General features: G+C 70.0%; 7 protein-coding genes and 2 pseudogenes. 1 reads left to right on the top strand and 8 read right to left on the bottom strand.

What is annotated here, in order from left to right; genetic code table 11:
• Positions 1 to 325: 325 nt before the first annotated feature.
• On the top strand, positions 326 to 1,192 hold the full coding sequence (locus tag ACFXJ5_RS36220) for a hypothetical protein (protein ID WP_384641145.1): 867 nt from the start codon (positions 326 to 328) through the stop codon (positions 1,190 to 1,192).
• A 15-nt stretch (positions 1,193 to 1,207) separates the two neighbouring features.
• Here the strand turns inward: ACFXJ5_RS36220 and ACFXJ5_RS36215 are convergent.
• The 8 genes and pseudogenes from ACFXJ5_RS36215 to ACFXJ5_RS36180 all read right to left on the bottom strand — a co-directional run.
• A pseudogene (locus ACFXJ5_RS36215) lies at positions 1,208 to 1,453 on the bottom strand (helicase associated domain-containing protein); the annotation flags it as partial.
• A gap of 548 nt (positions 1,454 to 2,001) precedes the next feature.
• Positions 2,002 to 2,958: a TniQ family protein gene (locus tag ACFXJ5_RS36210; protein ID WP_384641055.1), complete on the bottom strand. Its 957-nt coding sequence runs from the start codon at positions 2,956 to 2,958 to the stop codon at positions 2,002 to 2,004.
• Positions 2,955 to 3,935, bottom strand: coding sequence for a TniB family NTP-binding protein (locus ACFXJ5_RS36205; protein ID WP_384641052.1), 981 nt, complete (start codon positions 3,933 to 3,935; stop codon positions 2,955 to 2,957). The genes ACFXJ5_RS36210 and ACFXJ5_RS36205 overlap by 4 nt, the downstream gene beginning before the upstream one ends.
• A gap of 116 nt (positions 3,936 to 4,051) precedes the next feature.
• Complete coding sequence (locus ACFXJ5_RS36200; protein ID WP_384641049.1) at positions 4,052 to 6,208, bottom strand: Mu transposase C-terminal domain-containing protein; 2,157 nt, start codon at positions 6,206 to 6,208, stop codon at positions 4,052 to 4,054.
• A 5-nt stretch (positions 6,209 to 6,213) separates the two neighbouring features.
• Positions 6,214 to 6,984, bottom strand: coding sequence for a TnsA-like heteromeric transposase endonuclease subunit (locus ACFXJ5_RS36195; protein WP_384641046.1), 771 nt, complete (start codon positions 6,982 to 6,984; stop codon positions 6,214 to 6,216).
• Between the two features lie 118 nt (positions 6,985 to 7,102).
• A complete protein-coding gene (locus ACFXJ5_RS36190) occupies positions 7,103 to 7,540 on the bottom strand; it encodes a helicase associated domain-containing protein (protein ID WP_384641043.1) in 438 nt (145 codons plus the stop codon).
• 292 nt (positions 7,541 to 7,832) lie between these two features.
• Positions 7,833 to 10,307, bottom strand: a pseudogene (locus ACFXJ5_RS36185) (helicase associated domain-containing protein); the annotation flags it as partial.
• 198 nt (positions 10,308 to 10,505) lie between these two features.
• A complete protein-coding gene (locus tag ACFXJ5_RS36180; RefSeq protein WP_384641040.1) occupies positions 10,506 to 13,148 on the bottom strand; it encodes a Helicase associated domain protein in 2,643 nt (880 codons plus the stop codon).
• Between the last annotated feature and the right edge of the window lie 351 nt (positions 13,149 to 13,499).

Below are 13,499 nucleotides of genomic sequence, written 5' to 3'. Positions count from 1 at the left end.
GCATGCCCGACCCGAAGCACCCAGGGCGTGATGCGCATCACATCGACGGTCTCGGAATGCAACACCTCCGGCTGCCTGCGTCGCGAAAGTGGTCCGCAACGACCCGCCTGCTCAATCACCACACGGGGTCACCCGCACACGGCCTCTGCGGACACAAGGCACTGCTTCGCCACCGCGGTGCTGGACGTCGCACGGGGCAACGCGGTGATCGCGCGTGATGCTGGCGGTTGGGCCTCGGCTGCGACCGTCGAGCAGGTCTACGGCCATGTGGACGTCCACGATCCGGTCTTTGCTGCGGCGTTGGAGCAGGTGTGGGGACCCGGCCGTGATCCCGCTGACGCTGCTGCCCGGCCGCACCGACGCCACCCGCGTCGGCCGCGACCGGCTCGAACTGCTCACGGCCCTCATCGATGCCCCTGGGTTCGACCCGGTCTTCCGTGACGCGCTGATCTCCATCCCGCCTCAGCACCCGGTCTACGCCTGGCAGTGCGCCGTTGAGGGTTGCGAGCGCATCCGCCGGGTCAGCCACAACCTGTGCAACACGCACAACCTGGAGTGGGAGCAGGCCGAGCGGACGGGCCGGACCAAGCGCGCCTTCATGGACGCGGCCACCGCTCTGCCCGTGGCGCGGGGAGTGGACTACGGCCGGTGCCTGATCTGTTCCGACCGCCCGGCGGTCAGCCCTACCACCCGGCTGTGCCAGCAGCACAGACCAGGTGGCAGTACGGCGAGGCAGCCGGCGTGGACCGCGGCCAGTTCGAGCGCTGGGCCCGCACCCAGCACCCGCTGCTGCGGCGCGCCTACGGGCGTTGTCCAGGAACATGCCGAGTTTGTGCTCGATCCCGTCCACGACTTCGAGGTGCTTCCTGGGTACCTGGAGATGGCCCTCACGGGCGTGGAACTGCTTCGCGGCCCGGATCTTGGCCGCCCATTTGTCTGCCTGTGTACGGGGCGACGGCGGCCGCTCCGACGCCTCTGCTGGGGACAGGTGGAGCATGTGCTCGAGCTTCCAGGCCTGTGCGGGCAGCAGTTGGTCCCAGCCGAGCCGCTGGGCCTGGACCCACGCGCCCAGGTCTTCGCCCTGCAGCGTCATCTGCCCGGGGGCCGTGGGCAGCGGGGTGCCGGCCTCGATGAGGTTGCGGCACAGCTTGTAGCAGCGCTGCCAGGCGACCGGCCAGGCCGGGCACCATGACGGGTCGATGGCCTCGAGCGCGTCCCTGCGTTCTTCGGTTAGCGCGCCCGTGGTGGAGCCGACCGGCAGGCCGGCCTCACGCCGCGCCTCGATCTCCACCGCCCGCCGACCGGCGGTCCTCAAATTCTTCAGCCAGACCCCCACCGGGTGCCCGTCCCAGACCGCTGTCGTGGATGCCAGGAGGTGACCAGGTTCAGCCGCCCACCCCTCCGCCGCTGACAGCCCTTCCTGAAAAGCGACGTCCCAATGCGACCAGATCATCCCCAACTCTTCGAGTTCCTTAGCCCGTACGGGCTTCATCTCACCCGCATTGAAGAACCTCCGCTGGCAACATCACGTGCAGCATCCCGTGCAACATCACTGGCGTCATCACTTGCGGTGCTCCCTGTGGTGAGTTCCGCGTTTCCCCTGCTCAGCGACCCTTTTCGGCGCGTGCGCCATGCTGACTTCCCCTCGTCTGCCTGCCTTTCTGTACCTGGGTGTTGGTGGTGTGTGGTGGGTGGTGTGGTTGGGCGGCGGTCTGTGGGGATGCGGCCGGCGCTGCGCTTGGTGTGACGGAGCAGTGATCTTCAGGGAGCTGGGTTGCTTTGGTCTGGTGTCCCGTCTTTTGGCTGGGAGATTGGAGCTGGGGTAGGGGCCGTGTTCGGGCGTGAGTGGCGTGGCCTGGGGTCGCGTTCGGTTTGGTTGTTCGGGCGCTTGGCCTGCGGTTCGGTGATTGTGTGGGATTGATCTTGGTTTTCTCGTAGGTGTGGTGGCGCGTCTATAGGTGGCTGCGCTCTCTGGGGGCTTGGGGTTCCGGATGATGCTGGTCAGTGGCGTGTGTGGGTGAGGAAGACCCGGAGGGGGTCGTTCGCGTTGCTGGCGAGGTGGGGCAGTCCGAGTCGGTGGGCGATGAGGTTGAGGGCTTTGCCGGTGTCGCGGTGTGGCCGGTTCGGGAGGGCGGCGAGTGCGCGGGCGAGGGCAACGGTTTCCGGGTAGATCACCAGGTCGCGTGCCAGGAGTGCGGGGGAGGCGCTGCTCGTGGTGGTCAGGTGGGGGTTGGTCGCGCAGAGCCGGGTCAGGCGGGTGTGCCAGCGGTGGGTGAGGTGTTGCTGGTGGTCGTACCAGCGGGTGGTGATGGCGCGCGCTGTGGTCCATGCGGTGAGGGCGCGGGGGTGTCGCAGGAGGCGCCGGTGGGCGTGGTGCGCGGCGGCGAGTTCGGGCGAGGCTTGGGTGCGGACGGTGGCGGCGAGTCGTGGGTCGGGGGCGGCTTGGTGGTGGTGCGGGCACAGCAGCCGGTGGGGTGGCGGGTGTACCCAGGCGGTGTGGGTGGCGCCGCGGCTTTGGTGGAGGGCGCACAGGGTGCAGGCGCGGACGGGTTGCTGCGCCGCCTTGAGTCGCTTCCAGCGCGCGGCCGCTTCGGCGTCGTGGGTTGCAGCGCGGCTGAGGGCGAGGCGGGGCAGTGCGCGCGTCAGGTGGGGGAGTGGGGTGCGGGCCAGGACAGCGAGGTGGTGGGCCGCGTTGTGGTTGAGGTGGAATTCGGCCGTCGGTGGTGTGCCGTGGCCGTGGAGGGTGATGCTGGTGCCGTCGAGGAGCTGGGGCAGTGTCAGCTGGTAGGTGTCGGCGAGGCGTTGGGTGTAGGAGGCGGTTGCTTCGCCGGGCAGTGGCCGTACGTGGAGCACGCCCGGTGCGGCTGACGGGATCCGAAGCCATGCCCCTGTGTCGACGATGCGCTGTGGGGTGCCGGCCCCTGCTGTGGCAGGGGCCGTGACGTCTGTCCGGCTCATGAGGTGTTGGTACTCCGGGGCCGGGTGCGGGGTCGGTAGTGCTGTTCGGCGAGGTGGTCCAGGCGGATCGCGTCGAGAGTGGTTTTGGTGATGCGCTCGGTGCCGTCGAGCAGGGCGGTGATGGCGGCCTGGCGGATGAGGCGGGCGAGGCTGCCGATGCGGCCGGCGGTGCGCTCATGCAGGTAGGGGGCCAGTTGGGGAAGGGCTCCGGGCCGGTGGTCGCGCAGGTCGAGGGCGGTCTCCATGGCTTTGACAAGTTCGCGGAAGGGTTCGCTCTCGCCGAGGCGGGCGGGGAAGGCGCCGCAGTCGATGAGGGAGGCGCGTCCGGCAAGCTGCGCGCCGCGCACCCCGGTGAACAGGGGAGTGGCGGTGACGTCGATTCCGGCGTAGACGAAGGTGGCGCCGATGCGTTCGGTGAGGTCCTTGAGCAGGTCGGCGGTCTGGGCGCCGGTGGTGGTGCGGGGGTTGAGCCGGTGTACCTCGTCAATCATCACCAACTGGACGCCTACGGCGGTGTAGGTGTGGCAGACAGCGTTGGTGATCTGGGCCTGGGACATGGCGGCGGCGATGGGGATGCCTAGGTAGCGGGCGAACTCGGTGGCCAGGGTCTTGGCGCTGGCGGCGGGCGGGACCAGGACGTAGGCGACGGGAACCTGCCCGGCCGCTGCTGCAGCGCCGTGGCGTCGGGTGTGGGCGAGGTGGCAGGTGCGGCCGACCTGGAGCAGGGCGGTGGTTTTCCCGGCGCCGGCGGGGCCGGTGACGATCAGCGACGGCCGTGCGGTGACGGCTTGGTGGCGGCCGAGGATCATCAGGGTGCGCACGTTCTTGGCGAGGGCGTCGATGGCCGGGGTGCGCACGGCGACGAACCGCGAGTGGTAGGCCAGACGTTCCTCAAGGCTGCGGCGCGGCGCCCCGGGTGGGGGAGGAGCCGCCATGGGTGTGGTGGCGAAGGCCTGGAAGCCGTCCCAGGTGGTCACCGACTGCTGCTGCGCCTCAGAGGGGCCGCCGTCGGCGCTTGCCGCGGCACCGTGAGGCCGGTCCGCCGCCGACGGGGACATGCTGGCCGGTGCATCGCCTGTGTCTGGTGGGGTGTTCACCACTGCTCGGCTTCCGCTTCGGCGTCCCACAGCCCGTATCCGCCAGCCTCAGCCGCCCGCATGCCCGCGCCCTCCGGCTCGCTCGTGCCAGTCTCGGCCGCCGCGTCGATGCCGATGAGGTCGTCAAGGCTCTCGCTCCACTCCGGGGCCGGGGCCGGTGCGGTATCCGTGTCGAGGGGGCGCCGCTGGCCTGGCAGATCGGGCAGCTGTGCTGCCGTGCTTCCGGAGCGGGGGGTTCTTCGGCGGCGGGTTTCTTGCTCGGTCCCGGTGGTGCTGCGGGTGCGGCGCAGGAGCTGGTCGAGGGCGTCGGCGAGGTCGGCTTCGTGCTGGTCGCGGTCTCCGCGTTGTTCGACCTCGGTCTGGATGTGGCGCCAGAGCTGGTCGTTGAAGGGTTGGTGGACGTGGTCGCGGTGGATCCAGCCGATCTCGTGGAGCTGCCTGTCGGTGAGGCGGACCCAGATCTGGCGGGCGTCGTGGGGGTTGTGGTGGACCTCCCACTTGCCGTCTTTGCTGGCGACGGAGGAGCGCTGGCCGCGGTGGGGGTCGAGGATGTCGTGGTTGTAGGTGCGGTAGTCGAGGCGGATGCCGCGTTCGGTGATGGGCTGCCAGCGCACCGGCAGCAGTTCGAGGTAGTCGGCCCCGGTGAGTGGGACTGGCACGTAGCCGCTGATGGTGATCAGTGCGGCCCACATCTGGTTCGGTGTGAGGGCGGTTTTGGGAAGGACGGGATGGCGCAGTCCGTCGTGGCGCCGGTTCTGCCAGCCACAGGTGATCCATTCGTCGAGGAAGTCCTGCAGCTGCGGGATCGTCCACCGCGTCTCGGCGGTCACGTCCTTGCCGCGCCGCAGGGGGTTGGATCCGGTGTGGCCGGCGACGTGCTGGCAGAACAGGTCGTTGATCGCGCCGAAGGTCCGCTCCACCACGGCTTTGGCCTGCGGCCGCCTCGGTGGAGCGGGCTGCACGCTCACCCCGAGTGTCTCGCAGGCGGCGACGAAGCCCTGCGAGAGGTAGATCTTGCCGCGGTCGACGACGATCGTCTCGGGCACGATCACCGGGCGGGCGGCCGCGCCCTCCAGTCGTTCGTCCAGCGACAGCATCCGCTGATACGGCACCTCGGCCCGCGACAGGTGAAGCGATTGGGGCCAGGCCGGCCGGGCTGGGTGGGGGACGGCCATCTCGGCCAGGAGCAGGGCTGCGTCGACGGCTTTGGTGCTGTGCGGGCGCAGGACGGCGGCCAGGATGGAGCGGGTGGCGACGTCGACGGCGATCGTCAGCTCCGGCCGCCCCAGCGTGCCGTCTTCGAGGACGGCCATGATGTCCAGGCGGGTGGTGTCGATCTGTACCTGCTCCCCGGGCCGCAGCACCACCGGCGCCGACGAGGCGCGGGTGGGGGCGGTGGCGGTGCGTGCGGGACGTCCCGGACGCTCGGTTGGGTCGGCCAGCACACTCACCAGCCGGTAGAACGTCGACCGTGACGGCATTTCCACCACCCCGCGCCCGTGCGTGTCCTCCAGGATCTGCCCGACCATTACCTGAAGCCCCTTCACCGTCCCCTTCGACCGGCCCCGCTGGCGCCGCAGCGCCTCCAGCACCGCGGCCACGACCCGCTCGTCGGCATATCCCGTCGGATGCCGGCCGCGTGCCGGCACCGTGCGTTTGTCGACCAGCCCCCACAAGCCCTGTTTGCGGTAGGCGTACCGCATCCGCTCCACCGTCGTACGCGTCACCCGGGCGAAGCCGAGCGCGGTCAGCTCCTGTGCCTTGGCCGCATCCCGCTGAGCCAAGGTCCACTGCTCGGGGTCGTACTCCGGCCGCATCGTCTGGCCTTCTCGACTGCCTGGGGCGTGCGGCAGTCCGGTCTCCACCTCCCGGACGTGCGGCAGCCAGGCCAGAGCCCGTTGCTGGGCTGCCAGCGGAACGGTCTCGAACAGCCCCCACTGCGGCACCGTGTCCGGCGTCTGCGCGCCCACTACTTCGAAGCCCGGATCGGCGAACAACCGCCCGAGCAGCAGGCTCGTTTCGGCTCCATCCTCCGGGAGCAGGTAGACCTGCTGGCCCTGCAATGCGGCGACCTGCCAGGTCTGTCCCCGGTAGACGACGTGCGCGCCGACCTCCACCACTGGCCGCCGGCTCTTACCGTGTGTGCCGCCCACTGCGTTCAACCTTTCTCCTGCTCGCCGCCGACGTCGCTCAGCCGCCTTTCAACGCCCTCACCACGGTCTGCGTCAGCACAGATCAGCGCCCGCTCGTGCAGCGGCTCATCAAGAGGCGTCGTCAGATGCCCGCACCACAGCGCGTGATAGGCGGCCGGTAGCACCTGCAAGGAATCGCCCACCGCAGCTACGCCGTCGGCTAACGGCCGGGCCTCGGTGAACGCTTCGGCCAGCGCGGCCCGCAGCCTGGGCGGTCCCTGATTGCGTGGGTGGCGGTAGCCGGCCAGCCACCGCAGATTCGCCGCCACCACCGCTGGAGGTGGCTCGAGGCGCCGGTATGACCAGCCCACGCGCGCGCACGCCGCCTCCAGGACCACCCGTGCCCGCTGCGCCCTGTCTCCGCCGACGGTCGGGCTGGAGGGGCAGTCGGCGAGCAGGCCGGTGCCGTCCGTGTACCGGGCGAAGAGCTGCGGCACCCACCCGCGTACGCGCCCGTCGGCCGGGTCCCGCCAGATGAGCCGCACCGGCCGGGCGGACAGTCCGGTCACCTCCGGGTCCCGGTCCAACGTCATCAACTGGGTGCGCATTGTGGCGGAGCCGTGCACCACGTGCCGCCCCGTGGTGGCTGACCACCACCATCCAGGCCCCCACCGGCGTCCAGGCAGGACCGGGAACGCCGCCACCGGCGCCAGTTCCTCAAAACGCACCGAACCGACCGCCTGATCCCACGGCAGCTGGGTGACCTGGCCGGACGGTCCGGTGAATGCCACCTCCACGGGCAGGCCGCGCTCCTGGCCGCCGGCACTGCTCCAGGCGCTGCCTGCGCCCTCACGTCGTTTCACCCTGCCACCGAAGTGGGGACCGGCTGTCAGGAAGACGCGAATCTGCCTGCTCTCACTCGAAAGGGCGATTCTCGGAGAAAATGCGGGACCGGCCCACGACGCCCATGTTGTCCAACAGCGCCTGCTGATGCGGGTGGAGCCGGTCCCACAGGGTGGTCTGTTTGCGGACCCAGCGTCGTAGCTCGGGTGGGATGGGCTGGCCTGTGGCGTGGGCGGCGCGGGCCCGGTGGTAGGCACGTTGCCAGATGAACGGCCAGGGTGGGTTCCACCACGGGTCGAGGACGGTGAGTTCTTGCAGGGTGCGGGCGGACAACTGGCCTGAGCGGGCTTTGCGGCGCTGCTGCACGAGCCAGCGCCCCAGGGGAAACCCGTCCTGGTGGGTATGGATGGATACCGCCAGGTGCCTGTGCAGGGTGGCGTAGGCGCGGGCGTGGGGCAGGCCCTCGCCTGGCGGGTAGTGGCGTGCCGTCGTGCGGGCCGGTGCGGGCACGGCGGCAGTCCCGTCGGTGCCGAGGGCGGCAAGGAGTTGTTGCTGGGCGGGGTGGAGGCTGTCCCACAGCTGTGCCTGTGTCCTGATCCAGCGGCGGTCGGTCCTGGTCAGGGTGTTGCTGTCGGTGGCGGCGCGGGCCCGGTGGTAGGCGCGTTGCCAGGTGAGGGGCCAGGGTGGGTTCCAGTGAGGGTCGAGGGCGTTGAGCGCGGTGATCCGGGCGGGCTCGATGCGGTCCGTCGGCGGCGCGTTGGCGCTGGCGCAGGAGCCAGCTTCCTAGGGGGTGGCCGTTGTGGCGGGTGCGGTCGGTCACGGCCAGGTTCCCGTGCTCGGCCGCGTAGCTACGAGCCTGCGCCAGCCCGACCTCTCCCAGGGCCGGACCGGTCAGGGATGCCGTGACGGTGCGGGCGGTGGCGGCGGTGATACCGATGTCGGCGAGAAGGTTCTGCTGCTCGAGTTGCAGGACATCGTGCCGGGCGCACTGCCGGCGCAACCACACCATCAGCGGATCTTCATCCTCGGCCCGGTCGCCGGGCGGGCCGTGCTGGCCGGGCAGGAGCAGCCTGCCCTCCTGCCACAGCGTGCGGGCCTGCTGGTAGTGGCGCTGCCACGGGAAGTGCCATGGCGGGTTCCACCAGGGGTCCAGCTCCGTCAGGCGCCGCCCGGGCGGCCACGCGGTTCCGGTGGCCCGCAGGTGGCGGCGCTCCTTGCTGCGCTGGGCCACCAGCCAGCGGCCCAGCGGATAATCGTCATGCATGAAGTCAAAGGGCACCGCCAAGTGCCGGTATGCCGCGGCGAAGGAACGGGCGCTGGCCAAGCCGGCCGAGCCACCCAGTCGTGCTGCGGCCTGGCTGGCGGCCTTGGCCTCCTCCGCCGTCATGGGGACTTTGCCGGCTTCCTCAGCCGTGATGCCGATACCTGCCAGCAGGCAATGCTGATCATGCTGCAGACTCCCGTACACCGCGCACTGGTGCGACAACCACAGCGCGGACTCGGCTTCGAGGCCCGGGAAGCCACGCAGCGCATCCAGCGCGTGTCCGTCCTGCACCAGCCGATGGACCTGCGCGAAGGATCTCTGCCATGACAGCGGCCAGGGCGGATTCCACCACGGGTCGACGGCATCAAGCGCGCGGGAGCGCTCGGTGGGCTTTGCAGCCCGGTGCGCCTTACTGCGCTGGGCCCCCAGCCAGGCCCCCAGCGGATACCCCTCGTGCACCGCCCCCTTACCGGAGACCGCCAGGTGGCCATGTTCGGTGGCATAGGCCCGGGCGTGCGCCAGCCCTGTCTCGAAACGCGCCCGCATGCTGGGCCGCCGCGGCCGAGCGGCACGGGCGGCTTCGGCCGTGACGCCGATGTCCGCCAGCAGACGCTGCTGCTCAGGGTGGAGAGCGTCGTACTGGGTGCACTGCAGATACAGCCACTCACCGTTCAGCACGGCGGTCCCGGCAAACCCTGCGGCTGCATCCGGCCAACCGTCCACGGCGGCGTGATCGCGCGCCCGGTAGTACGAGCGCTGCCACTGCACCGACCAGGGGACGTTCCACCACGGGTCCAAAACCGTCAGCACCCGGACACGATCCGGCGACAGCGCCCAGGCCCTGGTCTGCACATTGTGCAGCCATTCCCCAAGCCGGAAGGACCCCACCATGGTGTCCTTCTGGACAGCAAGGTTCCCGTGTTCGCGCACGTACTGACCCGCATGCGCCAGGCCGGCCGTGAAGGACTCATCCGACTGCCGGTTAAGCCCCCGCCGTCTCTTGCCCTCCACCTTCTGCCCGCCGGCCCCGACGGACATCCGCGCGGCGAGCTCGTCAACCAACGGGCGCAAACGGTGCGCCGGAGCGACCGCCCACAGCGCCTGCTCCCCGTGCCCGGTGCGACGCGGCGGCCGCACGCACTGATACGCCCACGCGAACAAAGGCCCCGACGTCTCATCCGCCAGCTGCTCCCCGTACCAGGGGCGCCCCACGCAGCGCGCAACCGCCGAAAGCAGCACCGGCAGATCAGCCAGCCGAAACGGCACATGTCCCCGGGCGTCGGCGATCAGGCACTGCCGGAACCCGTCATCGGCCAGCAGCGTGGCGAGCGCAACCGTCTCCGGGTACGTCACCAGCTCCCGCGCCAGGACCCGCCACACCTCCGGATCTATCCGTCCACTGCCCAAGCTCCGCAGCCGAGAAGGCCACACGTGCTCCCGCGGCCACGCCTGCCACCACCACGAGGCAGTCACCGCTGCAGCCACCTCGAACGCCTGCACAGCCACCGAGGAATGACGCAGCAACCTCGCATGACGACGATGGGCCTGCACCCACTGCTGGCCCCCCGCCGGCAACCCCACCACCCGGCCGGCCGTGCCCGGCACCTGCATCAGCCACCGACGGTGCAGCGCGCACACCCGCTGCTGCGGCTCCAGGTACAAGCGCGCGCCCTCGGCGCGCCCGGCTGATCGCGCCACGCACTCAGGACACGCCGGCCCCCAGGGCACAACCTTCTCCGCAGTGTGATGAAACTGCGCTGCTGGGCCTGCGGCGAACCGCTTTCGAGGCTCCTCCTGTGCCCAGGCTGGCAGCGCCTGTCGCAAATGATCCTCCGGAACTCGGCACAGCTGGGACACCCGATCCCGAGCCTGCCGGTTCAGATACACCTCGCTGTCCACCCGCGTCTGGCCCGTGACGTTCGACAGCCCGCCCACCTCAGCGATTGCCGCCAGCAGATCCCTGAGCCCTACGCCATAGCGTGCAGCCACCCGGCTCAGAAACGACTGCGTCATCTCACCCCGCAGCGGTGCCACCCGCCACACCCCACCTGCCAGGAGCATCGACCCCGCCCCTAACGGCGCCAGCTTCCGATTCCTGCCGCCCATGCCCTGCCCGGTCCGTTGATCTGCAACTCCCATAACCGTCAGTCGGCCTCACTCGTTATGGGTTACCAGCCACGGCTTGGCAGGAAAGCTGCAAACTCGGGGCTCCTACGCCCACTCCAGCCCGAGTTCCGCGAGCGCGGCGCGCTGAGGGTCAGTGAGCCTGCCGCGGCGGCTCTTGGTGTTGGTGTGCCAGATGCCCAGCTTGACGGTGGTGCCGTCCGGCAGTATTTCCTCGTGTCCGCGGGGAATGGTGGTGTGCCCTTCCCGCTCGATGTACTGCTTGAGGGCTGTCACGCCGCGCGTGAACGCCGCTGACACTTTGCCCGGACCAGTTGCCGCGTCCTTCCCGGTGGGGGCGGCAGAGGGGCGTTCAGCGGGTTTGATGCCCAGCCCGGTCAGCCGCTCCCGCTGCGCATCGCTCAATGTCTTCCAGTCGCGGGCCTGCCGTTGGGTCCATTTCCCCAGGTCGTCGCCTTCGAAGAGGACGCCGGGGTGGATGTCGGGCAGGGTGCCGTCGGCGTCGACGAGGTCGCGCAGGACGGCGTAGTGGCGTTGCCAGTCCAGCGGCCAGGGGCAGGACCAGTCGGGATCGATCAAGGCCAGCTGCTCCGCCCGGGCAGCAGCCCGCTCAGGGTCTTTGCCGAGGCCGCCCTTGCGGCGCAGATTGGCCATGTGCTGCCCGATCGGCTCCTCCAGCCACACGGCGTCCTGCCTCGGAGCGAGGTGGTTATGCGCCCGGTGGAAGCCTCGAAGGGCGGCGAGTTTGCCCTCCCATGCCTCGTCTCCGGGCTCCCACACCATCCCTTCGTCCTCCAGTCGGAGGCGGCGGTGGTCTTCGAGCTCGCCGGCGCGGTAGGCGCGCCGCTGCTGCGCCGCCCAGCGCCCCAAGGGAAACTGCGTGACACCGACGGTGACCTCGATGTCATACGGCACGGCATACAGCCCGGTGATGCCGTTCTCGGCCCGCCAGCGCCGTAGCGCCTGGAAGCCCTCCAGCCAGACCAGGGATTCCGGCCGGTAGACCCGGGTGCGCAGGAACGCCGCGATCGTTGCGGCATCACGCGGCCCGGAGAACCGCATCAGCGCACTCTCGATCGCCTCGGGCTGCTCCTGGCCCTCCTCACCGTCTCCTTCTCCCTCCGCGCCCTCGCCCGCTGCCCCGGCCGCGATGATGCGGCCCTGGGCATCGCGCCGGACGTGGACACGCCGCTGCTCCCGGCCCCGCGACAGGGCGCGGGAGGCCAACTGTTCCACGAGCCGCTCATCATGCGAGCGCAGGCCCTGCAGGACGGCTACGAGCGGCTTGTAGCTGGAGGAGGCGACCATGTCCTCGGGATTCTCGCCGGGCGCGAGGAAGACCGGGACCAGGATCCTGGCCACTTTGGTCGTGCCGTCCGGGTTGGGCCGCAAGGCTCTGCCGATGTTCTGGACGATCTCGACTTGGGAGCCGCGGGTGTCGGCGAAGCAGATCGCTTCCACACCGCGCTCGCCGACGATGTCGACGCCTTCCCCGAGAACCCGCACCGAGCACAGGAACGCGCGGTGGACCCGGCGTCCGGCGGCGTTGATGCCGTTGGCGAACTGCCGGATCACCTCGCGGCGTTCGGCGACCAGGTGGTCCCCGCACAGCCACTGCGCCCACACCCGGTTAGCGGGCACGTGCCGGTAGCTCTCCAGCTCGTACGGTTCCGCCCCCATCGAGGACGGCGGCAGTTGCGCGGCGTCTTCCAGGGCCTTGTCGGACACCTCGGTGGCGTAGAGCTCCGCAGCGGTCTCCGGCAGCTTCGCTGCGAAGGCTTCCGCTTCCTCCACGCGCTGGTGAAAAACCATCACGGTGTTGAGGTTGTGGGCTGCGGCGTGCTCCAGCAGTGCGGTCTGCAGCAGCGCCAGGCGCCGACCCCGCAACGCCTCCTCCGACAGCACCAGCATCGGGTCGGGGTCGCGGATCTCCAACACGTCGATCTCGAACCCGGCCAAAATCCCGCGCTCGATGGCCTCGGACAGCCCGAGGTCTACGATCCGCTCGCCGTAGGTTCCCTCCGGGTCGGAGGTCATCGACGCGACCTCCAGCTCCTGGCCGTCCCGCCCTTTCTGCGGCCGAGGCGCGGCGAGAATCCGCGGGGTCGCGGTGAGGTAGAGCCTGTAGTCGGCCTGGATGCGCGCCTGGTCGTGGATGGCCGCCCAGGGCCGACCAAGATCACCAGCGGTTCCGTGGGCCTCATCCACCACCGCGAGGTCGAACGGCGCGAGCCGCTGCCCGTACATCAGCTCCCCACCCGCCAGGGCGTGCTCGATCGGCCCCCGGATCCTCCGCCTCCCGGTGATGTCCCTCGGGTCTTCCCGGTCCACCAGAGAGGCGTACGTGGCGAACACGACGACCGGACCGCTGCCGGCCCACAGAGCGAGCTGGACCGGGTTGGTGGTGGTCCGCACCCCGAGCTGCTCCAGCACCTGGTCCTTCTCCAGCGAGCACACCGCCACCATCGGACTGCGGTGGCCGATCGCGCGCCACGCCTGGGCGGTCTGCACCAGCAGATCGAGGGTGGGCACCATGACCAGGATCCGGCCGTCACGGAACAGGTCCAGCGCGGCCGCAGCAGCCGTGTACGTCTTCCCGGACCCGGTCGCTGACACCGCGGTGGCACGGGCACCCTGCTCCGGCACAACAGATCTTGCAGGAAATCCAACCCACTTACGGATACGCGAATTCGCGTCCACCTGGTGCTCGCGAAGCCGAATCGCAGACATTGGGAAATCTCCATTCCATATTCTGGGGCCGTGAAGGGAGAGGGTGTGCCACTATTCCACCAAGTCTACATGCCGCATCTCATTCATTTACACGCACTACACTGAAGCTCCCTCAGATGAGCCCCCGTCACCCCTTGCTGCCAGCCGACCCGCGTAGCGGGTCCTGGTCCTGCAGGCGCAGCCGGAAGGACCCGGGGGTGGGGGAGCGCAGCGGACCCACCCCAGTTGGGAAGTGCGCAGCACGCCCCAACTCCCCGTACTACAGAAGAAATTAGTGCTACCTGACATGCGATCATCCGGGCCGTGCGAAGCACGGACTGACGGCCCGCAATGCGGGCCGTACCCACGGCC

The sequence above is a fragment of the Streptomyces sp. NPDC059373 genome (assembly GCF_042751495.1).
GTDB lineage: Bacteria > Actinomycetota > Actinomycetes > Streptomycetales > Streptomycetaceae > Actinacidiphila.
The sequence above is the reverse complement of the archived record's forward strand: the minus strand, read 5'-3'. Positions and strand labels throughout refer to the sequence as shown.

Coding starts and splice junctions, on each gene's coding strand:
- ACFXJ5_RS36210 (WP_384641055.1), bottom strand. CDS start 2,958: ATGAGCCGGACAGACGTCACGGCCCCTGCCACAGCAGGGGCCGGCACC.
- ACFXJ5_RS36180 (WP_384641040.1), bottom strand. CDS start 13,148: ATGTCTGCGATTCGGCTTCGCGAGCACCAGGTGGACGCGAATTCGCGT.